Here is a 20,475-nt window from a genome sequence, read left to right on the forward strand (position 1 = left end):
GCGGTCGGGTCAGTTGCGGTCCTGGGTCAGCGTGGCCCAGAGCCCGTAGCCGTGCATGGCCTGGACATCGCGCTCCATCTCCTCGCGGCTGCCGCTGGAGACGACCGCGCGGCCCTTCTGATGGACGTCGAGCATCAGCTTGTGCGCCTTGTCCTTCGAGTAGCCGAAGTAGGCCTGGAAGACATACGTCACGTAGCTCATGAGGTTGACCGGGTCGTTGTGCACCAGCGTCACCCAGGGGACATCGGGCTCAGGGACGGCGAAGGTCTCCTCGGCCGATTCGGGACGTTCGATCTCTACAGGGGCAGCAACGCTCACCTACCCCATGCTGCCACCAGAAAGGGCCCCACGCACAAACGGCGCCCCCATCTCGTCAGTTTGACGAATAGGGAGTAGCATCCCCGGCATGAACTCAGCGGACCTTGGGCGGCGGGTCGGTGTGCCGTCGACCGCGCTCTTCACCGACCAGTACGAGCTCACGATGGTGCAGGCCGCACTGAAGGCCGGCACCGCGGACCGGCGCTCCGTCTTCGAGGCCTTCACCCGCCGGCTGCCCGAGGGCCGGCGCTACGGCGTCGTCGCGGGCACCGGGCGGGTACTGGACGCGGTGGAGAACTTCCACTTCGACGACGAGATGCTCGCCTTCCTGCGCGACCAGCACGTCGTGGACGCCCGCACCGTCGACTGGCTGGCCGACTACCGCTTCAGCGGCGACATCTGGGGCTACCCGGAGGGCGAGGTCTACTTCCCGGGCTCGCCGCTCCTGCGGGTGGAGGGCTCCTTCGCGGAGTGCGTGCTCCTGGAGACCGTGATCCTGTCGATCCTGAACCACGACTCGGCGATCGCCGCCGCCGCCTCCCGGATGTCCTCGGCGGCGCAGGGCCGCAGGCTCATCGAGATGGGTGCGCGGCGCACGCACGAGCTGTCGGCGGTGGCCTCGGCCCGCGCCGCGTACATCGGCGGCTTCCACACCACCTCGGACCTCGCGGCCGGCTTCCGCTACAACATCCCGACCGTCGGGACGAGCGCGCACGCCTTCACGCTCCTGCACGACAGCGAGCGGGACGCCTTCCAGGCGCAGGTGGACTCGCTGGGCCGGGGGACCTCGCTGCTCGTCGACACGTACGACGTGACCGAGGCCGTCCGTACGGCGGTGGAGGTCGCGGGGCCGGAGCTCGGGGCCGTACGGATCGACTCGGGCGACCTGCTGCTCGTCGCGCACCGGGTCAGGCAGCAGCTGGACGAGCTGGGTGCCACGGAGACGAAGATCGTGGTGACGTCCGACCTGGACGAGTACGCGATCGCCTCACTGGCCGCCGCGCCCGTCGACACCTACGGGGTCGGCACGCAGCTGGTCACCGGGAGCGGGCACCCGACGTGCTCCATGGTCTACAAGCTGGTGGCGCGTGCGCGGTCCGCCGATCCGGCCGATCCGCTGCTGCCGGTGGTGAAGAAGTCGCTGGGCGCCAAGACGTCGAGGGGCGGCCGCAAGTGGGCCGCGCGCCGGCTGGACGAGGCCGGGGTGGCCGAGGCCGAGGTGATCGGCAGCGGTGAGGTCCCGGAGGAGCTGGCGGACCGGCAGCTCCACGTGGAGCTGGTCAGGGGCGGTGAGGTGATCGGCCGGGAGCCGCTGGAGACGGCGCGGGAGCGCCACATCGCGGCCCTGGCGGGGCTGCCGATGTCGGCGATGCAGCTGTCCCGGGGGGAGCCGGTGCTGCCCACGGAGTACGTGTGAGGCCCCGGGGTACATGTGACACCTGCCCGCCCGTGCGCCCCCGGCCGCCGGAAGGCCCCCGACGCGGCCGGACCGGGTTCCTCCGGAACCGTCCCCGCACGGCCGGGCGCACAGGGGAAGGAGAGCCGATGCGTGTGCCCCCTCCCGCAGGGTGCGCCGAGTCTCTAGGCTCGGTGGCATCCCCACCGCACCGGTCCGCGGAACCCGCCGGAACCCCCACCGAAGGACAACCGTCATGCATCGCGCCTTGATCGTCGTTGACGTTCAGAACGACTTCTGCGAGGGCGGCAGCCTCGCGGTGGCGGGCGGCGCCGATGTCGCCGCCGCCATCACCGACCTGATCGGTGAGGCCCAGCCCGGCTACAGCCATGTCGTGGCCACCCGCGACCACCACATCGACCCCGGGGGCCACTTCTCCGTCGCGCCCGACTTCGAGCACTCCTGGCCGCCCCACTGCGTCGCCGGCACGGAGGGCGTGGGCTTCCACCCGAATTTCGCCCCCGCCGTGGCCTCCGGCGCGATCGACACCGTCTTCGACAAGGGTGCGTACGCCGCGGCGTACAGCGGCTTCGAGGGCGTCGACGAGAACGGCACGGGGCTCGCCCAGTGGCTGCGGGACAGGTCCGTGACCGCTGTCGACGTCGTCGGCATCGCCACGGACCACTGCGTGCGGGCCACCGCCCTGGACGCGGCCCGCGAGGGCTTCGCCACGCACGTGCTGCTGGACCTCACCGCCGGTGTCGCCGAGGGGACCACGGAGCGGGCCCTGGCGGAGCTGCGGACCGCCGGCGTGGAGCTGTCCGGCAAGCCGGTCGTCTGACGGGCCGGCCCGTCAGCGCTCAGGCCGCCGGGCGGGCCGGTCCCGCGTATCCGGAGGAGCCCAGCAGCGCCCGTATCGGGTGCCAGAGCTCCTGGCCGGTCTGCGGCGCCGTGCGCCAGAGCAGCCCGTCCGGGTGGTGCAGGACCGCCGTGATCTCGTCCGGGGTGGGCGGATGGGCGTTGCCCCTGAGGTAGACGGCCCGCAGTCCGAGGTTGCGCAGCCTGGTCAGGGCGCGCGCCCGGTTCACCGCGTGCACCAGCACCCGCACGGGCTCTCCGGGCCCGGATCCCCCGGCCGGGCTGTTCAGGGTCAGCGCCACCACCACAGTGCCGTTGGGCAACCTGCAGAAACCTCCGCCTGCCATGCTTCGCGCTCCCCCGTAAGACTTCGTGTCAATAAGGATCGGTAGGACGCACCTAAACACGACCGGCCGTCACCCCGCTAGAGGGCGACGGCCGATCACGCTTTGACCAGGTGTTTTTCGGACTACTTGCCCGAGGGGCCGACCTTCACGGTCATCGTCGAGCCGCTGAGCGGCTCGTTCACGATGGTGATCCGGGTGTTGGTGTCAGTAACCTTGACACTTCCTGTCGGGTTTTCCTCGTACCAGTAGGTGCCCTTGCGGTCGTCGAAGACCGGGACGCCCAGCGACGGCTTGATCTTCAGCGCGACGTCCGCCTTGTGCAGCGTGAAGCCCTGGTTGGGGTACCCGCTGAACGGCGCGTCGAAGGGCTGGATCTTGTTGCGCAGGAGCGTGCCGTCCGTCCACTTCAGCGGCTTGGCGTGCGAGTCCACCGGCAGGATCAGACCCTGGCCGGGGTGGACCGAGGTGTTGTTGTCCTTCTGGGAGGTGTCCCAGAGCCAGACCATCAGACCGTTCTGGTACGAGTAGTGCTCGACCCAGTCGGGGCGGGTGGTGGAGAAGCCGAAGTTGTACGGGCCGACCTCGAGGGTCTTGTCGTACGAGACGTACTGGCGGTTCTCGGCGATGTAGTACTGCGGGTAGTCGTTGGTGAACGACTCACCGATGCGCGAGAAGCCCTTGGACGTCCAGCCGTTGTCGTCGCCTTCGGCGCCGTCCGTGAAGAGGGCGGAGCCGTCGGCGGTGACCGTGATGGCGTCGGCCGCGAAGCCCTTGCCGCCCGCGCCGCCGTCCGTCTGGTAGCGGAAGCGGATGTCGATCTTCTTGCCCGCGTAGGCGCCCAGCGGGAACGAGAGCTTCTTGTACGCGCCGGAGACGTCCGTCAGGGCCGGCTTGTCGCTGGCGTCGCGCGGGATGGCCTTGCCGTCCGCCGTGCCGTCGAGCGCGGTCCAGCTGGTGCCGCCGTTCTCGGACACCTCGGTGTAGAGGTAGTCGTAGTCGGCCTCGATGTCGTACCAGCCGGACAGGTCCAGCGAGGCGGACGACTTGCCGGTCAGGTCGACCGAGCGGGTCAGGGTGTTCGACAGGTCGTCACCCATGTCGCTCCACCACTGCTTGGAGCCCTCCGCGGGCTTCGTGACCGTGGTGGTGACGGCCTTCTCGGGCAGCTCGACGACGAGCGCCTGCTTGTCCTTGGTGTTGTACTCCGAGACCCCCAGCTTGTGGGTCGACTTCGTCGCGGCCTCGGCCGTGTCGTAGTCGAGCCAGCCGAGCTGGAGCTTGTCCCAGGCGGTCATGTCGCCCGGGAGGTTGCCTATCTCGCCCTTGCCGGTGCCGAGCCAGGAGCCCGCGGACATGAGTGACCAGAAGCCGACCGAGTTCTCGCCGCCGCCGGAGGTGTCGTACAGGTCCGGGAGGCCGAGGTCGTGGCCGTACTCGTGGGCGAAGACGCCCAGGCCGCCGTTCTCGGGCTGCGCGGTGTAGTCGCCCACCCAGATGCCCGTGTCACCGATCTCGGCGCCACCGGCCTTGTTGCCCTCAGGTCCCGTCGCACCGGCGTTGGTGCCGTACGCGTACCACCGGTGCGCCCAGATGGCGTTCGTGCCCTCGGTGCCGCCGCCCGCGGACTCGTCCTCGCCGGCGTGGACCAGCTGGAAGTGGTCGATGTAGCCGTCGGGCTCGTTGAAGTTGCCGTCACCGTCGAAGTCGTAACGGTCCCACTCGTCGTACTGAGCGAGGTCGGCCTTGATCTCGTCCAGGGTGCGGCCCTTGGCCTTCTGGTCGGTCACCCAGGCGTTGACGCCGTCGCGAACGGTGTCCCAGACGTTGGCGCAGTTGGTCGAGCCGCAGTAGTTGGAGCCGTAACGGGCCTCGTTGTACGGGACCTTGACCCAGTCCGAGACCTCGCCGTCGACGGAGTAACGCCCGGAGGACGTCTTCTCGTAGTACGTCTTCAGCGAGTCCTTTCCTTCACCCTCGCCGAAGTACAGGTCCTGGAAGTGCTCCTGGCTGTAGTCGGCCTGCCAGGCGGTGCTGTTGTCCTTCGCCGGGTCGGGCTCGGCTATCTCGTTGTGCAGCGGGCCGGGTGTGCCGCCGTACTTCTTGACGGGCGGCTTCGGGCCGTCGCCGTCGGGGTCGAACATCGTGGTGCCGTCGACCTGGTCGCCGAACTCCACGAGGATGGTGAAGATCTTGTCGGTCTTCTCGCGGCCGAGTTCGACGTACTTGCCCTTGCCGAGCTTGACGACCTTGGAACCACCCTTGGCGGTCACCTTCTTGTCGCCGGACAGGACCTGCTCCAGCGCGGCCTGACGCTGTGCGTCCTGCTCCTTGCTGAAGGGCCCTTCCAGGTCGTGCTCGTGGGCCTTCGCCGGCGCGGGGTCGCGCCGGTCCACGATGGAGGCGCCGGAATCCGACGTCCTGTCATCCGCCTGCGCGGTGGCGAAGGCGGATGCCGTCGCAGCGGTGGCGGCCAGGCACACGGCCACGGCGGTGGCGCGTAGCGCTCGTCTTTGAGTGGTCACTTGATGCAGTCCTCCCCGGCGTTCGCGTCCGCGGCCAGGGGGTGACATCGGGCCGCGCGCGTTCAACGCGTCACAAGTGACGACATTCGATCGGAGTTATGAGAGAAAAGACAGATCTTGACTTGCACATACCAAGTGCACTATGCGGGAGCCCTTTTCCGGTATCCGGACGCGAGTCCAAGCGAACCGGGCAGCCGACCGGCGCGCCGAGAAACCGTCCCGGCGTCGGTGTGACTCAGTGCGCCCCCCGTGCACCGGTACCGTGGGTTAGGTCACGCTTACTACCCGTTCCTCACGGGCATCCACCGTCGTAGAGTCGATTGACAGTGCGAACGTGTTGAGAGACTTCCCTATCCGACGCCCCGAGGACGGATACCGCCATGCCGCGTCCGACTGCCGCACAGTTCTCCTACGGTTCGGCCACCGTCGTCATCTCCGCCCTCGCCCTGCTGTTGCTGTTCCGCACAGAGTCGGGCATCGGTGTCGCCGCCGTCTCCACCGTGGCGCTGGCCCTCGGCCTGCTGGTGGCCATGGCCCTGCCCGCACGCACGAAGGCGGCCCGGCGGGCGACGGCACCGCCCACCGCTGCCCGCACGCACCGCACGATCGAGGACATCGAGATCGCCGCCGCTCAGCGGGAGCACGTCGGAGAGCACTCTCTGCACCGCTGAGAAGACTCAGGTCGCGGTGACGACCACGGTCTTGCCCGCCTTGTCCTGCAGACCCTGCCGGTAGGGCTTGTCCGTGAACATCAGCACGATGTTGATGAGCCACCAGAGACACGGGCAGCACAGCAGCGCGGGCAGCCAGAGCACGACGGCCCGCATCAGCGAGGAGCTCGTGTCGGGGACCGAGCCGTCGTTGAGCATCGCGACGCGCATCTTCAGCAGTCGCTTGCCGAGCGTCCGGCCGTCCTTGTGGGTGAAGTAGGTGTCGTACGCGACGTAGACCACCAGGCCGATCAGCGACCACACCAGCTGATGACCGGTGTAGGTGTTGCCGACGGCGTTGCCGAAGTCGTCGTTGCCGTCGTCCGAGGAGACGTCGACCGCGCCGCCGAAGGGCAGCGAGATCAGGTACAGCGGGATCGAGATGATGAGGAAGTCGATCAACCGCGCCAGAATCCGCTTGCCCGGTTCGGCGAGCGGCGGCATGCCGGCCAGCGGATCCGCGCCACCGTAGGGACCACCGCCGCCGTACGGGTCGTGCGGCGGCGGGGGCGGAGGCGGCCCGCTGTCGTAGGGCGAACCGCTCGACGGGGGCGGAGGCCCCTGTGGCGGCCGCTTCGAGAAAGGGTCGTCCTCGGGCGGCGGCGGAGGCGGTGGTGGTTCGTTACTCATGGGGGCAGTGCACCCCGGCCCGCGAAGGCCCGCAACGGCTGAGGTCCCTTCGGGGGACGGGGCGTCAGCACACGGGCGTACGGGACGCTTCCGCAAAACCGGCCGGTCCGAGCGAGGCGAGCATGCGCAGCTTCTCGTGGTCCTCGGTCCGCGGCACGGCGGTGAGCACGAGCAGTGTCTGGGACTGGTCCTCGGTGAACAGCGCTTGGCAGTCCAGTTCGATCTCACCGAGTTCTGGATGAACGAGCGTCTTGTGGTCCTCGAAGCGCTTCGCGACCTCGTGCCGCTCCCAGAGCTCGGCGAACTCCTCGTTCGCCTTCCGCAGCGTCCGCACGAGTTCGCCGGCGCGCGACTGCCGACCTCGCAGCCCGTAGGCGGCCCGTAGGTTCGCGACCTGGGCGCGGCTCTGCCGCTCCCGGTCGGCCTCGGGATAGACCGACCGCTCCCCGGGATCGGTGAACCAGCGGTAGATCGCGCTGCGGGCGAGACCCGTGTGGTGCGACGCGTCCCCGAACAGGGCAGCGGCCATCCTGTTCTGCACCAGCGTCTCGGCCAGGTCGGTCAGAACGAGCGCCGGAGTGTCGTCGAGGCGGTCCAGCACCCGCAGGAGCGCGGGGGCCACCTGTGCCGAGGCCGACAGCGACGCAGGAGCGTTGTGCCCGGCGATCCGGTACAGGTAGTCGCGCTCGTCGTCCGCCAGCCGCAGCGCTCTGGCGAGCGAAGCCAGTATCTGCCCGCTGGGCTGCGGGGCACGCTGCTGCTCCAGCCGCGTGTAGTAATCGGTGGACATCACGGCGAGGGACGCCACCTCCTCACGCCGCAGCCCCTGGGTCCGTCGGCGCGCACCCGGGGGAAGCCCGACGTCCTCCGGCCGGAGTGCCTCGCGGCGGCGGCGCAGGAAGGCGGCCAATGATGCACGGTCCATGAGGCCGATTATCGTCCGGTTGCCGTGCGCGAACCAGGGATCGCCGATCCCCCGATAGCCGGTCTCTGCACCTGCGACGACGGACCGGCGACTGTGGAGGCATGAACATCTCCGGAAACAGCATCTTCATCCCCGGCTCCACCAGCGGCATCGGTCTCGCCCTCGCCCTTGAGCTGCGGGCCAGGGGGAACACCGTCATCGTCGGCGGCCGACGCGCCGAGCTGCTGGAACGGATCGCGGCCGAGCACCCCGGCATCGACACCGTGCAGATCGACACCACGGATCCCCAGAGCATCGCCTCCGCCGCGAAGCAGGTACTGGCCGGCCATCCCGACCTCAACGTCCTGATCACCATGGCCGGCGTCATGCACGTCGAGGACTGGCGCGATCCCGCATCGTTCCTCGCCTCCGCCGAGTCCACGGTGGCCACGAACGTGCTCGGGCCGATCCGGCTCATCGCCGCGTTCGTCGAACATCTGCAGACGCGTCCGGATGCCACGATCATGACGGTCTCCTCGGGCCTGGCCTTCACTCCGCTCAAGGTCACACCGAGCTACAACGCGTCGAAGGCCGCGATCCACATGCTCAGCGAGTCCATCCGGCTGCAGTTCGCCGACACCTCGGTGAAGATCATCGAACTCGAACCGCCGTCCGTCCGGACCGCGCTGTTGCCCGGGCAGGAGGACAGCGAATCCGCCATGCCGCTCGACGCGTTCATCGCGGAGACCGTCGAGTTGCTCGACACCCGGCCCGACGCACGGGAGATCCAGGTCGAACGTGTGAAGTACCTGCGCTTCGGCGAAGCCCGCGGCGACTACGACCAGGTCGTCGAGACGCTCAACGCCTTCGACCCCCATGGGAAGTAGACCGGCAGGCATCCCTCACGGGGCCGGGCCGGGCAACCGTCGTCCTGCCTCTCCGCCTCAGCTCTTCAAGGCGTAGAAGGCCATCGGGGAATTCGGTTCGAAACCGATGCGGGGGTACACGGGCGCGCCGGCGGCGGTCGCGTGCAGGGTCGCACGGGTCAGGCCGGTGGCCCGGCCTCCCTCGTACAGCGCCTTGCGCGTCACCGCCTCGCCGTAGCCGTTGCGCTCCCACGCCGGGGCCGTGGCGACGAGCACGACGAAGAGACGGCCCGCCACCTCCACGGTCGCCGCGCACGTCACCGGCACGCCGTCCCGGATGCCCAGGTAGGCGTGAACCCGGTCCCTCCACATCACGGAGCCGACGAGGCCGTCGCGGCCGTCCTCCAGGGGGAAGCCGTAGGCCTGGGAGTTGAGGTCGGCGTAGGCCCGCAGGTGTTCGTCGGTGGTCACGCGTACGAACGTCAGGTCGCGGTGAGCCGGTTCGGGAAGGGGCAGCAGATCTCCGGCCATGCCGGTGCCGGGGAAGGCGTGTTCGAGGCCCGCCTGGCCGGCTGCCGCCCCGAGTGCCTCGCGCGCCTCACCGGTCAGGAGGTCCTCGAAGACCCACAGGAACCCCGGCCGCTCCTTGGCGCGCATGATCTCCGCCGCCTCGCTCAGCCGCTGCCGCACGAGCTCCGGGTCCGCGCCGACGTCGGTCAGGGTGACACAGTTCCAGAAGGCGAACCGGGAGTCTGCCCACCGTACGGCGATGCCCGGGAGGTCGCGCACATCCGCGGCCGCGTCCCGGTCGAGCACCATCTCACGCCAGCCCACGACGAGCTGCTCCATCGACTCGATCGCATCCGCGAGATCCTCCACCAGGGCTCCTGAGGTGCGTAGAAGGAAGGGCGAACCGGACGAGCGGGACCCGGAACTCCCCGGGGAGCTCCCTCAGCCCGCGACGAACGTACGGGCCGCCTTGTCGTGCCAGCACTGGCGCCACGGGCGGTCGATCAGACACCAGAGCACATTGAGCACCCCGACGACAACCAGGCCCAGCACCCCGTACACCAGCCAGCGGCGCAGTGCCGCACCCAGGGTCGGGGCGTCGTGGGACTCGATGTCCCGCACCTCGAGACCGCACAGCTTCTTGCCCAGCGTGCGGCCCCACTTGGCGGTGGGCACGGCCTCCAGGACGAAGCCGAGGACGAGGAACGCGGCGAGCACCCCTCCGAACAGCCCGGCCGTGGTCGAGTCCAGGAGCCAGACGGTGACCGTCTCTCCGGAGAGCTTCGCCGCTTCGATCTTCTGATCGATGTGGTCCGTCGCCTGAGTGACCAGCGGGAAGCCGGCCGCGCCGACGAACACGCCAAGAACGACCGTGTCGATGATCCGGGCGGTCAGCCGCTTGCCCAGCCCGGCGGGCCTGGCCGAGGCCTGGGACCGGACGAGCTGCTGGAACGGGTCCTCGACCGGGGGCTTCCAGGGCACGACGGGCTGCTGCTGCTCGGGCCCGGCGCCCTGCTGCTGCGCGGGCATCGGGCTCTGCTGCCGGGGCCGCGGCTGCGGGCGGGCCGCCTGCTCGGGCTGGGCGAGGTGGTGGACCTGCTGCGCCCAGGAAGCGGAACCGCCGCCGGGACCCGGGGTCAGGGGCGTGTTCAGCGGCGCCTGCGCCTGCGGCGGGGTGGGCGACGGTGCGGGAGCGGGCGGCGGCTGGGTGGAGCCGGGCGGTACGGCGCGGATCGCCATCGTGCCGTCGGCGGGGGCGGGGCCCTCCTCGCGCGGCCGCGGGGGACGGCCGCCGGAACCCACGGCGCGGATCGTGACCGTGCCGTCGGTCGGCGGGCGGCGGCCGGCGTCGCCGCCGCTGCCGGGCCGGTCGAGGCGGATGGCGACGGTGCCGTCGGTCACCTCGTCGTTGCCGTCCCGCATGCCGGGCAGGGCGCCGCGCGTCGGGTCCGGGGTGCCGGGCTGCCGGGGGTCGGCGGGAGCGTCCGGCGGGGTCGCACGGGCGGGAGCGGCCGGCGGCGTCCGCGTCCCGGATTCGGGCGTGTGCGCCTCGGGCGTACGCGGGTCCGGGCCGCCCCAGGAGACGCGGTGGTCGCGTTCACCGCCGAAGCCGGTCTGCCGGGAGGTGTCCGCCTGCCAGGCGGTCGCGGGCCTCGGCCGGCCGGGGGCGACGTCCGCCTCACCGGTGCCTGCCCCGGCGTCCCCGCCGGGTGCGTCCGGGGCGTCGACCTCGTCGAGGTACATCGGCCCGGTCTCGTCCACCGGGGCCGGCCGCTGCGGGGCGGCGTCGGCCGTCGGGGCGGGCGGCGCCGCCGGAGTCGTCTCGCCCTGCTGGGGCGCGGGCCGGCTGGTGCCGGGGACCCACGAAGCGCCGTTCCAGTACCGGACGTATCCGGGAATGGACGGGTCGGGGTAGTACCCCTCGCGGGGGCTTTCGTCACCGGGTGCCGGGGTTGGGGCGCTCATCACCGTGGTCCCGTATCTCTTCGAGGCCTCAATACAAGGGTCCACATCTATCAGACCGCCGAGCACCCCCGGGCCGGTCCTGTCGTTTGGACCACTTTCAGGTCCGGGGAAGTTTTTCTGGGAAGTCGCGTCATAGACGTCCGGGAGGGCGCTCTCTCCTTGTGCGGACCGGTCACGGGACCGGGCCCTACGAGCATCGGAAGGTCGTGCACCCTCATGCAGAACGCCGTGGAACGCGAACTGGAAGTGAATCTGGTCCTGTCGCCCGAGCGGTCCGTCCCCGTACCCGCGCGGCTGTCCTACTTCACCGACGACCCGTACGCCGTGCACATCATCTTCCACATCGGCTCCGAGTCGCCCGTGCACTGGACGTTCGCCCGTGAACTGCTGGTCGAGGGGGTGTTCCGGCCGTGCGGGCACGGGGACGTACGGATCTGGCCGACCAGGGTCGAGGACCGGGGCGTCATCTGCGTCGCGCTCACCTCACCCGACGGCAACGCCCTCCTGGAGGTGGCGTCGGGCGCGGTGTCCGCGTGGGTGGAGCGCACCCTGCGGGTGGTCCCGCCGGGGACCGAGAGCTCGCTGCTCGGACTCGACGGAGCCCTCGCCGAGCTGCTCACCCCACTGCCGGCGGACGACCTGTGGCTGAGCGACCCCTGGTTCCAGGACGAGCCGCAGGACGGGGAGGCCTGAGCGGTGGCATGGGCGGTCCGTCAGAACAGCTTGCCCGGGTTGAGCAGCCCGAGCGGGTCGAAGGCGGCCTTGATCCCGCGCTGCAACTCGACCCCGACCTCGCCCAGTTCGCGGGCGAGCCACTCCTTCTTCAGGACGCCGACCCCGTGTTCGCCGGTGATGGTGCCGCCCAGTTCGAGACCCAGCGCCATGATCTCGTCGAAGGACTCGCGGGCCCTGCGGGACTCGTCGGCGTCGGTGTGGTCGAAGCAGACGACGGGGTGGGTGTTGCCGTCGCCGGCGTGGGCGCACACACCGATGGTGAGCCCGAACTTCTCGGCGATGGCGGCGGTGCCCTCGATCATCGCGCCGAGCTGCGAGCGCGGCACGCACACGTCGTCGATCATCGTCGCGGACTTGACGGTCTCCAGGGCGGGGAGGGACAGTCTGCGGGCCTGGAGCAGGAGTTCGGACTCGGCAGCGTCATCGGCGGGCACGACCTCGGTGGCCCCGGCCGCTGTGCACAGTTCCCCGACGGCGGCCAGGTCGGCCGCCGGGTCGGGCGTGTCGAAGGCGCAGAGCAGCAGCGCCTCGGTGGTCTCGGGGAGGCCCATGGACGCCATCGCGTTGACGGCACGCACAGTCGTACGGTCCATCAGTTCGAGGAGTGACGGAGTGTGCCCCCGCTCCATGATCCGGCACACGGCGCCGCAGGCCGCCGCCGCCGACGGGAACTCGGCGGCGAGCACGAGCTGCTGCGGCGGCTGGGGCCGCAGCGCGAGGACGGCCTTCACGACGATGCCGAGGCTGCCCTCCGAACCGACGAAGAGCCGGGTGAGGTCGTATCCGGCGACACCCTTCGCGGTGCGGCGTCCGGTGTTCAGCAGCCGCCCGTCGGCCAGGACGACCTCGAGGCCCAGGACGTATTCGGCGGTGACGCCGTACTTCACGCAGCACAGCCCGCCGGACGCGGTACCGATGTTGCCGCCGATCGTGCACATCTCCCAGCTCGACGGATCCGGCGGGTAGTACAGCCCGTGCTCGTTGACGGCACGGGACAGCGTGGCGTTGACGACGCCCGGCTCGACGACCGCGATCCGGTCCACCGGACTGATCTCCAGGATCCGGTCCATCTTCACCAGGGAGAGCACGATGCAGCCCTCGGAGGCGTTGGCCGCACCCGACAGCCCGGTCCTCGCGCCCTGGGGGACGACGGGGACCCGCAGGGCGGTGGCGGTCCTCATGACGTGCTGGACCTCCTCGACCGTGCGCGGGAGCACCACGACGGCGGGGGCACCGGCGTCGCAGAAGCTCGCCATGTCGTGGGCGTACGACGCGGTGACGTCCGGGTCCGTGATCAGCGCCTCGGCAGGGAGACCTGCGCGCAGTCGTTCGAGAAGAGGGTCCATGATCCAAGCGTGGCACCCGGGGCCAATGGTGTGAACCCGTCTGCGTCACCCTTCGCGGAGCGCGATGTGATCTTCGTACTGACGCAGAGTGATGGCCATGGATGCCAAGCCGCAGCAGAACCCGGAGCCGCTCCCCTCCCCCCTGCCGCCCCAGGGTGCGACGTCCGTCCCGCCGCCCCCCGCGCCGATGCGCACCACGCTGCGCAGGGCGGCGTTCGGCGCGGTGGCGGGAGCCGTGCTCATGGCCGGTGCGGTGATCGCCGTACCGGACGACGACGAGGTGGCCGCACCGCCCACGCCGGGGCCCGTGGCCCGGGCCGAGGCCGCGGCGGCGGCGGGTTCCCCGGCGTCCCTGTCCGACCTGACGGCCCTCATCGGCGACCGGCAGAAGTGGGTGGAGACGCACCCCGCGGACGCCCCGTCCTGGGCGGTGCTCGGCACGGCGTACGTGGAGTGGGCCCGGCGCTCCGCGGACACGGCGTACTACGCCCGGGCCGAGCAGGCCCTCCAGCGTTCGCTGGCCGCGCAGCCGGGTGAGCGGGGGAACGTGCAGGCCTGGGTGGGGCTCGGGACGCTCGCCAACGCCCGTAACGACTTCCTCGCCGCGAAGAAGTGGGGCGAGACGGTCCGCGCCCGGCAGCCGAAGGACTGGACGGTGTACCCGGTGCTGATCGACGCCTACAACGGCCTCGGCGAGTACGCGGCGGCGGCCAAGGCCACGGAGAAGTTCGGCACCCTGCGCAAGGGCGCCCCCGCCCTGGCCAGGACGTCCGACATGTACCGCAACCAGGGCTGGCGCGAGGACGCCCTGGCCACCGCCCAGGAGGCGGCGGACCACGCCGGCACGCCGGCCGCGAAGGCGGTGGCCCTGCACCGCCTCGGGGACCTCGCCGGTGAGCGCGGGGACCCGGCGGAAGCCCTCGCGCAGTACGACGCCGCCCTGCGCACCGACCGCGGCCACCTCGCCTCCCTCGCGGGCCGGGCCCGCGCCCTGGCGTCCCTGGACCGCACGGACGAGGCGCTGGCGGACTACCGGACGGTGACGACGAAGCTCCCCCGCCCCGAGTACATGCTCGAACTGGCCGAGCTGTACGAGTCCCTGGACCTGGACGGCGACGCGCGCACCCAGTACACGAAGCTCCGCGACCTCCTCACCGGGGCGAGAACGGCCGGGGTCGACGAGTCCCTGACCGAGGCCCGCTTCGAGGCCGACCACGGTGACCCGGAGGCGGCGGTGGAGCTGATGCGCACCGAGTGGGCGGCGCAGCGCCGCAGCGCGGCGGTGTCCGACACCCTGGCCTGGTCGCTGCACCGGGCGGGCCGGAGCGAGGAGGCCATGCAGTACGCGGAGCGGGCGGTGGAGACCGGCGTACGGGACGCCACGTACGCCTACCACCTGGGCGTGATCGAGAGTGCGCTCGGCCAGGACGGCCCGGCCCGCGGCCATCTGGAGGAGGCTCTCCGCACGAACCCGGACTTCTCCCCCTTGGCCGCCCCGCTGGCGCAGGAGGCCCTGGACGCGCTGGGTGAGCCGGCGGCGGGCGGCCCCGAGGCGGTGCAGCCGCCCGAACCGGAGCCCGCGCAGGAGCCCGGGAAGCCGGAGGGGGCCGGGAACGGGCCCCGGACGGAGCCCTCGGCGGAGGCCGACGAGGAGGCCGCGAAGGGTGCCGGAGAGGGTGCCGGGGAGCCCGCACCGTCGGTGTCTGCCTCGGCGGCCCCGCGGGCGAAGCCCGGCGCCGCCACGGCGACCCCGTAACCGCATGCGGAAGGGGCCTTTCTCCCGGCCGGGAGAAAGGCCCCTTCGGCGCTGTGGCTACAGGTTGCCGCGCTTCTCCTGCTCGCGCTCGATCGCCTCGAACAGGGCCTTGAAGTTGCCCTTGCCGAAGCCCATCGAGCCGTGCCGCTCGATCATCTCGAAGAAGACCGTCGGGCGGTCCTGGACCGGCTTGGTGAAGATCTGCAGCAGGTAGCCGTCCTCGTCGCGGTCGACGAGGATCTTCAGCTCGCGCAGCGTCTCCACGGGCACGCGGGTCTCGCCCGCCCACTCCCCCAGGGTGTCGTAGTACGAGTCCGGGGTGTCCAGGAACTGCACGCCGGCCGCCCGCATCGCCTTCACGGACGCGACGATGTCGTTCGTGGCGAGCGCGATGTGCTGGACGCCCGCACCGCCGTAGAACTCCAGGTACTCGTCGATCTGCGACTTCTTCTTCGCGATCGCCGGCTCGTTGATGGGGAACTTCACCTTCAGCGTGCCGTCGGCGACGACCTTCGACATGAGGGCGGAGTACTCGGTGGCGATGTCGTCGCCGACGAACTCCTTCATGTTGGTGAAGCCCATGACCTTGTTGTAGAAGGTCACCCACTCGTTCATCCGGCCGAGCTCGACGTTGCCGACGCAGTGGTCGATGGCCTGGAAGGTCCGCTTGGCGGCCGGCTCGACGATGGGGTCGGCGGCCGTGTAGCCCGGGAGGTACGGCCCGTCGTAGCCGCCGCGCTCGACCAGCGTGTGGCGGGTCCTGCCGTACGTCGCGATGGCGGCCAGGACGACCGTGCCGTGCTCGTCCTTGACCTCGTGCGGCTCGGTGATGCCCCGCGCGCCGTGCTCGACGGCGTACGCGTAGGCCGCGCGGGCGTCGGGGACCTCGATGGCGAGGTCGACCACGCCATCGCCGTGGGCGTGCACATGGTCGGCGAGGAAGGTGCCCCACTCGGTGGACGCCTTGATGACGGAGGTGAGGACGAAGCGGGCGGAGCCGTTGGTCAGGACGTAACTCGCGGTCTCGCGGCTGCCGTTCTCCGGTCCGGAGTAGGCGACGAGCTTCATGCCGAAGGCGGTCGAGTAGTAGTGCGCCGCCTGCTTGGCGTTGCCCACAGCGAAGACCACCGCGTCCATTCCCTTGACCGGGAAGGGATCGGCCTGCCGGGCGGTGTCGGGGGTGGTGTGCACAGTCTCAGTCATGTCCGAAGGTTCCCGCCGCTTCGCAAGGTGCGCAACAGTTCGCGGATCCACTGGTCAATCTGTACACCCGGACGCCAGGATGGGCGGGCTGTCCGTACAGGCTGACCATCGGGAGGCGGATCATGGCGATCGATCGACTGGACGGCCGGCTCATCGTGCTGCTGGCCCGGGAGCCCCGTATCGGCGTACTCGAGGCGTCGCGGCGTCTCGGGGTGGCGCGCGGGACGGTGCAGGCGAGGCTGGACCGTCTTCAGTCCAATGGCGTCATCCGCGGCTTCGGCCCGGACGTGGACCCGGCCGCGCTCGGCTACCCCGTCACCGCGTTCGCCACGCTGGAGATCAAGCAGGGCCAAGGCGCCGACGTACGGGCCCATTTGAGCAGCGTGCCGGAGGTGCTGGAACTGCACACGACGACCGGCCACGGGGACATGCTCTGCCGGCTCGTGGCCCGCTCGAACGCCGATCTCCAGCGGGTGATCGACCTGGTCCTCGGCTTTGATGGCATCGTCCGGGCCTCCACGGCGATCGTCATGGAAAATCCGGTGCCCCTGCGTATTATCCCGCTGATCGAGCAGGCTGCAGAGGACACCGACTGAGCCGAGGGAGCAACATGTGAACTTCTGGGAGTATTTGAGCACGAGACACCAGCAGTTGCTCACGGACGCGTTCCAGCACGTCAGCGCCGTCTTCCAGTGCATGGTCATCGCCACCGTCCTCGGCGTCCTGATCGGTGTCGTCAGTTACCGCAGCGGCTGGGGCGGTGCCCTGGCGATCACCTCCACCTCGGCGATCCTCACCATCCCGTCACTCGCGGCGATCGGCCTGCTGATCCCGCTGGTCGGCCTCGGGGTCCCGCCCACCGTGATCATCCTGACCCTGTACGGGCTGCTGCCCATCGTCCGTAACTGCATCGTCGGGCTGCGCGGGGTCGACCCCTCCCTCGTCGACGCGGCGAAGGGCATCGGGATGTCCCGCACGAGGCGGCTGCTCAAGGTGGAACTGCCGCTCGCGTGGCCGCCCATCCTCACCGGCATCCGGGTCGCCACCCAGATGCTGATGGGCATCGCCGCCATCGCCGCGTACGCCTCGGGTCCCGGTCTCGGCAACGAGATCTTCCGCGGACTCGCCTCACTCGGAAGCGCCAACGCCATCAATCAGGTCCTCGCCGGCACGATCGGCATCGTCATCCTCGCCCTGCTCTTCGACGCCGCGTACGTACTGCTCGGGCGGCTCACCATCCCCAGGGGGATCCGTGCCTGAGACCGCCACCGGGTCGACGGAGTCGGCCCCGCCCCGCCCGGCCACCTCGGGCGCGACGATCCAGCTGGAGAACCTCAGCAAGTCCTACCCAGGGAACCCCAATCCCGCCGTGGACAACGTGTCCATGGACATCAAGGCCGGTGAGACCGTGATCCTCGTGGGCCCCTCGGGCTGCGGGAAGTCCACCACGCTGAAGATGATCAACCGTCTGATCGAGCCGACGTCCGGGCGGATCAGGATCAACGACGAGGACGTCACCGACATGGACCCGGTGAAGCTGCGTCGCAAGATCGGCTACGCCATCCAGTCCTCCGGTCTCTTCCCGCACATGACGGTCGCGGAGAACATCGCCCTCGTGCCGAAGATGACGGGCTGGTCGAAGTCCGGGGTGAAGGACCGGGTCGAGGAGATGCTCGACCTGGTCGGTCTCGACCCCCGGGAGTTCCACGGGCGGTACCCGCGCCAGCTCTCCGGCGGCCAGCAGCAGCGTGTGGGCGTGGCGCGGGCGCTGGCCGCGGACCCGCCGGTGCTGCTGATGGACGAGCCGTTCGGGGCGGTCGACCCGATCACCCGCGATCACCTCCAGGACGAGCTGATCCGGCTCCAGCACGAGCTGCACAAGACGATCGTCTTCGTCACCCACGACTTCGACGAGGCCATCAAGCTGGGCGACCGGATCGCGGTGCTGCGGGAGCGCTCGCACATCGCGCAGTTCGACACCCCCGAGGCCATCCTGACCAACCCGACGGACGACTTCGTCTCGGGGTTCGTGGGGGCGGGCGCGGCCCTGAAGCGGCTCAACCTCACCCGCGTACGGGACGTGGGGATCGCCGACTTCCCCACGGTGACCGTCGAGGACCCGCTCCAGTCGATCTTCAACAAGCTGCGCGACGGCCAGCACAACGAGCTGCTGATGCTGGACCGCCGCAACCGTCCGTACAAGTGGCTGCGGCGCGGCGACCTGATGCGGGCCAAGGGCTCGCTCGCCAGGGCCGGGCAGCTGGTGCACGACACGGTGACCCGGGACGCGACGCTGCACGACGCGCTGGAGGCGGTGCTGACCGACAGCGGCGGGCGGGTCGCCGTGACGGGACGGCGCGGCGAGTTCATCGGCGTCGTCGACATGCACACGCTGCTGAACTCCGTGCAGGAGCTCCTGGAGGCCGACCGGCTCGCCGCGATGGAGCACCGGCACGACCTGGAGGAGTCCCGGTCCCATCTGACGGAACAGGAGCTCGAGGGCGGTGGCAGCGGGCTATGACCCCCAGCCGACAGGTGTCCCCCAAGGACGCACGGCCACCCGGCGAGCACGACGTCCAGGGCCATGCCTTCCGTGACGAGGAGAGTGAGCCCACTCCGCCGCCGTCGGGTCCGGCGCGCAGGATCACCTGGCAGAAGCTCGTTCTGGTGCCGGCCGTCTGCGCCGTCGTCCTCGTGGTGACCTATCTGTGGATCTCCCACGTCGACCTCGACTCGATCGCGGAGAACTCACTGGCCGGCGACAACGTTCAGGTCCGCTGGTGGCAGCACGTCAGACTGACCGCGATCTCCACCTTCTGGGTGCTGATCATCGCGCTCCCCCTCGGTATCGCGCTGACCCGGCGCGGCCTCAGGAAGGCCGCCCCCTGGGTCACGGCCCTGGCCAACATCGGCCAGGCCACGCCCGCGATCGGGCTTCTGGCCCTGCTGGTGATCTGGCTGGGCATCGGCCCGTCGACGGCCATCACCGGCATGGTGATCTACGCGGTGCTGCCGGTGCTCTCCAACACGGTGGCGGGTCTGAACCAGATCGAGCCGACGCTGGTGGAGGCTTCCAAGGGCATCGGCATGTCCGCCATGAGCACGCTCACCAAGGTCGAGCTGCCGCTCGCCGTCCCGCTGATCCTGGCCGGCGTACGCACCGCCCTGGTGCTCAACGTGGGCACGGCGACCCTCGCCACCTTCGGCGGCGGCGGAGGACTCGGCGACCTCATCACCTCCGGGATCCAGACCCAGCGCATGCCCGTGCTGGTGCTCGGTTCCGTACTGACGGTGGTGCTGGCACTGCTGGTGGACTGGCTGGCGTCGCTGGTCGAACTGTGGCTGACGCCGCGCGGACTGGAGGAAGCGTGAGGGTACGTACGGGCCTGGCATCGGGGGCCGCGCTCGCCCTCCTGCTCACGGGGTGCGGGCTGAAGAGCGGATCACCGCTGGTGGACGAGGTGGAACCGGGGTCCATCGGGAAGGGGCAGCCCCTCAAGGGCGCGTCGCTGACGGTGACCTCGAAGAACTTCAGCGAGAGCATCATCCTCGGCCAGATCATGGGACTGGTCTTCAAGGCGGCCGGCGCCGAGGTTCTCGACCGGACGAACCTGCCGGGGTCGATCAGCGCGCGCGAGGCGGTCGTGAAGGGCGAGGCGGACGCGCTGTACGACTACACGGGTACGGCGTGGATCACCTACATGGGCCATGCCGAGCCGATCGTCGACCCGCAGAAGCAGTGGGAGGCCGTCCGCGACGAGGACATCGCCAACGGGGTGACCTGGCTGCCGCCGTCCACCCTCGACAACACCTACGCCCTGGCCGTCAGCAAGAAGAACAACGCCAAGTACAAGCTGAAGACGCTCTCGGACGTGGCGGAGCTGGCCAGGAAGGACCCGAAGGCGGTGACGGTCTGCGTGGAGAACGAGTTCGCCTCGCGGGACGACGGGCTGCCGGGCATGCAGAAGAAGTACGGGATGAAACTGCCGGCCTCGAACATCCAGAAGATGGACGCCGGGATCATCTACACCCAGGTCTCGAAGTCCGACTCCTGCCTGCTCGGCGAGGTGTACACCACCGACGGCCGCATCAAGGCGATGAACCTGGACGTCATGGAGGACGACCTGCAGTTCTTCCCCAACTACAACGTCGCACCGGCCATTCACACGGCGACACTCGACAAGTACCCCGAGATCGCCGAACTGCTGGCCCCCCTCACCGGGAAGCTGACGACGCCGCTCGCGCAGGAGCTGAACTCCAAGGTCGACGTGGACGGCCAGGACCCCCACGAGGTCGCGAAGGACTGGCTGGTGAAGGAAGGATTCATCAAGGAGGGCTGAGCGGAACGGGGGCTTCCAAAGAAGTCGTTGCAAAAAACGTGTTGCAAAGCAGTCTTTGCAACTCTATGG

20 protein-coding genes are annotated in these 20,475 nt (G+C 70.1%); 11 read left to right on the top strand and 9 right to left on the bottom strand.

All coding sequences use genetic code 11. The features are described 5' to 3' along the window. Positions 1–9 precede the first annotated feature (9 nt). Positions 10–318 (bottom strand): ATP-dependent Clp protease adapter ClpS, encoded by a 309-nt coding sequence (clpS, locus tag ACIBCU_RS06430; protein ID WP_031100168.1) that lies wholly within the window; start codon positions 316–318, stop codon positions 10–12. Positions 319–406: 88 nt separating this feature from the next. On the opposite strand from clpS, the gene ACIBCU_RS06435 reads away from it, so the two are divergent. Together ACIBCU_RS06435 and ACIBCU_RS06440 are read left to right on the top strand one after the other, a co-directional pair. Then, positions 407–1,735, top strand: a complete 1,329-nt coding sequence (locus tag ACIBCU_RS06435) for a nicotinate phosphoribosyltransferase (RefSeq protein WP_362926947.1) — start codon at positions 407–409, stop codon at positions 1,733–1,735. 235 nt (positions 1,736–1,970) lie between these two features. Continuing rightward, complete coding sequence (locus ACIBCU_RS06440; protein WP_399229654.1) at positions 1,971–2,555, top strand: isochorismatase family protein; 585 nt, start codon at positions 1,971–1,973, stop codon at positions 2,553–2,555. 19 nt (positions 2,556–2,574) lie between these two features. On the opposite strand, the gene ACIBCU_RS06445 is transcribed toward ACIBCU_RS06440, so the two are convergent. Beyond that, the gene (locus tag ACIBCU_RS06445; RefSeq protein ID WP_362926949.1) at positions 2,575–2,919 is read right to left on the bottom strand and encodes a hypothetical protein; all 345 of its coding nucleotides are present in this window, start codon (positions 2,917–2,919) and stop codon (positions 2,575–2,577) included. Between the two features lie 122 nt (positions 2,920–3,041). Further along, positions 3,042–5,441 carry an immune inhibitor A domain-containing protein gene (locus ACIBCU_RS06450; protein ID WP_399229656.1) on the bottom strand — a complete coding sequence of 800 codons (2,400 nt, stop codon included), beginning with the start codon at positions 5,439–5,441 and terminating at the stop codon, positions 3,042–3,044. Between the two features lie 380 nt (positions 5,442–5,821). Here ACIBCU_RS06450 and ACIBCU_RS06455 point away from each other — a divergent pair, with 380 nt between their 5' ends. Further along, complete coding sequence (locus ACIBCU_RS06455) at positions 5,822–6,112, top strand: hypothetical protein (RefSeq protein WP_362926951.1); 291 nt, start codon at positions 5,822–5,824, stop codon at positions 6,110–6,112. Positions 6,113–6,118: 6 nt separating this feature from the next. Here the strand turns inward: ACIBCU_RS06455 and ACIBCU_RS06460 are convergent, their stop codons facing one another. Both ACIBCU_RS06460 and ACIBCU_RS06465 read right to left on the bottom strand, forming a co-directional pair. After that, positions 6,119–6,781 (bottom strand): RDD family protein, encoded by a 663-nt coding sequence (locus ACIBCU_RS06460; RefSeq protein WP_362926952.1) that lies wholly within the window; start codon positions 6,779–6,781, stop codon positions 6,119–6,121. 64 nt (positions 6,782–6,845) lie between these two features. Further along, positions 6,846–7,706 carry a helix-turn-helix transcriptional regulator gene (locus ACIBCU_RS06465; RefSeq protein WP_399229659.1) on the bottom strand — a complete coding sequence of 287 codons (861 nt, stop codon included), beginning with the start codon at positions 7,704–7,706 and terminating at the stop codon, positions 6,846–6,848. Between the two features lie 101 nt (positions 7,707–7,807). Between ACIBCU_RS06465 and ACIBCU_RS06470 the strand changes: the two genes are divergently transcribed. Continuing rightward, entirely contained in the window at positions 7,808–8,572 is a 765-nt protein-coding gene (locus tag ACIBCU_RS06470; protein ID WP_399229661.1) for an SDR family oxidoreductase, read from the top strand. A 57-nt stretch (positions 8,573–8,629) separates the two neighbouring features. Here ACIBCU_RS06470 and ACIBCU_RS06475 read toward each other — a convergent pair whose 3' ends face one another. Further along, positions 8,630–9,400, bottom strand: coding sequence for a GNAT family N-acetyltransferase (locus ACIBCU_RS06475; protein ID WP_399229751.1), 771 nt, complete (start codon positions 9,398–9,400; stop codon positions 8,630–8,632). Positions 9,401–9,502: 102 nt separating this feature from the next. Next, entirely contained in the window at positions 9,503–11,026 is a 1,524-nt protein-coding gene (locus ACIBCU_RS06480) for an RDD family protein (RefSeq protein ID WP_399229663.1), read from the bottom strand. Positions 11,027–11,242: 216 nt separating this feature from the next. Here ACIBCU_RS06480 and ACIBCU_RS06485 point away from each other — a divergent pair, with 216 nt between their 5' ends. Further along, positions 11,243–11,719 (top strand): SsgA family sporulation/cell division regulator, encoded by a 477-nt coding sequence (locus ACIBCU_RS06485; RefSeq protein ID WP_362926958.1) that lies wholly within the window; start codon positions 11,243–11,245, stop codon positions 11,717–11,719. Between the two features lie 20 nt (positions 11,720–11,739). Here ACIBCU_RS06485 and ACIBCU_RS06490 read toward each other — a convergent pair whose 3' ends face one another. Then, complete coding sequence (locus ACIBCU_RS06490; protein ID WP_399229665.1) at positions 11,740–13,107, bottom strand: FAD-binding oxidoreductase; 1,368 nt, start codon at positions 13,105–13,107, stop codon at positions 11,740–11,742. A 97-nt stretch (positions 13,108–13,204) separates the two neighbouring features. On the opposite strand from ACIBCU_RS06490, the gene ACIBCU_RS06495 reads away from it, so the two are divergent. Next, the gene (locus ACIBCU_RS06495; protein ID WP_399229667.1) at positions 13,205–14,863 is read left to right on the top strand and encodes a tetratricopeptide repeat protein; all 1,659 of its coding nucleotides are present in this window, start codon (positions 13,205–13,207) and stop codon (positions 14,861–14,863) included. Positions 14,864–14,920: 57 nt separating this feature from the next. Here the strand turns inward: ACIBCU_RS06495 and hppD are convergent, their stop codons facing one another. Further along, positions 14,921–16,066: a 4-hydroxyphenylpyruvate dioxygenase gene (hppD, locus tag ACIBCU_RS06500; protein WP_362926961.1), complete on the bottom strand. Its 1,146-nt coding sequence runs from the start codon at positions 16,064–16,066 to the stop codon at positions 14,921–14,923. Between the two features lie 122 nt (positions 16,067–16,188). Between hppD and ACIBCU_RS06505 the strand changes: the two genes are divergently transcribed. The 5 genes from ACIBCU_RS06505 to ACIBCU_RS06525 are packed head-to-tail and all read left to right on the top strand — an operon-like array spanning position 16,189 to position 20,406. Further along, the gene (locus ACIBCU_RS06505) at positions 16,189–16,662 is read left to right on the top strand and encodes an Lrp/AsnC family transcriptional regulator (protein ID WP_362926962.1); all 474 of its coding nucleotides are present in this window, start codon (positions 16,189–16,191) and stop codon (positions 16,660–16,662) included. Positions 16,663–16,678: 16 nt separating this feature from the next. After that, positions 16,679–17,326, top strand: coding sequence for an ABC transporter permease (locus tag ACIBCU_RS06510; RefSeq protein WP_362926963.1), 648 nt, complete (start codon positions 16,679–16,681; stop codon positions 17,324–17,326). Further along, entirely contained in the window at positions 17,319–18,587 is a 1,269-nt protein-coding gene (locus ACIBCU_RS06515; RefSeq protein ID WP_362926964.1) for a betaine/proline/choline family ABC transporter ATP-binding protein, read from the top strand. The genes ACIBCU_RS06510 and ACIBCU_RS06515 overlap by 8 nt, the downstream gene beginning before the upstream one ends. Continuing rightward, entirely contained in the window at positions 18,584–19,438 is an 855-nt protein-coding gene (locus ACIBCU_RS06520) for an ABC transporter permease (RefSeq protein WP_362926965.1), read from the top strand. The genes ACIBCU_RS06515 and ACIBCU_RS06520 overlap by 4 nt, the downstream gene beginning before the upstream one ends. Beyond that, positions 19,435–20,406 carry a glycine betaine ABC transporter substrate-binding protein gene (locus ACIBCU_RS06525; RefSeq protein ID WP_399229671.1) on the top strand — a complete coding sequence of 324 codons (972 nt, stop codon included), beginning with the start codon at positions 19,435–19,437 and terminating at the stop codon, positions 20,404–20,406. The genes ACIBCU_RS06520 and ACIBCU_RS06525 overlap by 4 nt, the downstream gene beginning before the upstream one ends. Positions 20,407–20,475 lie beyond the last annotated feature (69 nt).

This window comes from Streptomyces sp. NPDC051064, from assembly GCF_044455985.1.
In the GTDB taxonomy this organism is placed as follows: Bacteria; Actinomycetota; Actinomycetes; order Streptomycetales; family Streptomycetaceae; genus Streptomyces.

What these genes read in the sequence shown, in the direction of transcription:
- ACIBCU_RS06445 (WP_362926949.1), bottom strand. Translation starts at nt 2,919, where the DNA reads ATGGCAGGCGGAGGTTTCTGCAGGTTGCCCAACGGCACTGTGGTGGTG.
- ACIBCU_RS06470 (WP_399229661.1), top strand. Translation starts at nt 7,808, where the DNA reads ATGAACATCTCCGGAAACAGCATCTTCATCCCCGGCTCCACCAGCGGC.
- ACIBCU_RS06520 (WP_362926965.1), top strand. Translation starts at nt 18,584, where the DNA reads ATGACCCCCAGCCGACAGGTGTCCCCCAAGGACGCACGGCCACCCGGC.
- ACIBCU_RS06480 (WP_399229663.1), bottom strand. Translation starts at nt 11,026, where the DNA reads ATGAGCGCCCCAACCCCGGCACCCGGTGACGAAAGCCCCCGCGAGGGG.
- ACIBCU_RS06460 (WP_362926952.1), bottom strand. Translation starts at nt 6,781, where the DNA reads ATGAGTAACGAACCACCACCGCCTCCGCCGCCGCCCGAGGACGACCCT.
- ACIBCU_RS06465 (WP_399229659.1), bottom strand. Translation starts at nt 7,706, where the DNA reads ATGGACCGTGCATCATTGGCCGCCTTCCTGCGCCGCCGCCGCGAGGCA.
- hppD (WP_362926961.1), bottom strand. Translation starts at nt 16,066, where the DNA reads ATGACTGAGACTGTGCACACCACCCCCGACACCGCCCGGCAGGCCGAT.
- ACIBCU_RS06435 (WP_362926947.1), top strand. Translation starts at nt 407, where the DNA reads ATGAACTCAGCGGACCTTGGGCGGCGGGTCGGTGTGCCGTCGACCGCG.
- ACIBCU_RS06495 (WP_399229667.1), top strand. Translation starts at nt 13,205, where the DNA reads ATGGATGCCAAGCCGCAGCAGAACCCGGAGCCGCTCCCCTCCCCCCTG.
- ACIBCU_RS06490 (WP_399229665.1), bottom strand. Translation starts at nt 13,107, where the DNA reads ATGGACCCTCTTCTCGAACGACTGCGCGCAGGTCTCCCTGCCGAGGCG.
- ACIBCU_RS06440 (WP_399229654.1), top strand. Translation starts at nt 1,971, where the DNA reads ATGCATCGCGCCTTGATCGTCGTTGACGTTCAGAACGACTTCTGCGAG.
- ACIBCU_RS06455 (WP_362926951.1), top strand. Translation starts at nt 5,822, where the DNA reads ATGCCGCGTCCGACTGCCGCACAGTTCTCCTACGGTTCGGCCACCGTC.
- ACIBCU_RS06485 (WP_362926958.1), top strand. Translation starts at nt 11,243, where the DNA reads ATGCAGAACGCCGTGGAACGCGAACTGGAAGTGAATCTGGTCCTGTCG.
- ACIBCU_RS06505 (WP_362926962.1), top strand. Translation starts at nt 16,189, where the DNA reads ATGGCGATCGATCGACTGGACGGCCGGCTCATCGTGCTGCTGGCCCGG.
- ACIBCU_RS06475 (WP_399229751.1), bottom strand. Translation starts at nt 9,400, where the DNA reads ATGGAGCAGCTCGTCGTGGGCTGGCGTGAGATGGTGCTCGACCGGGAC.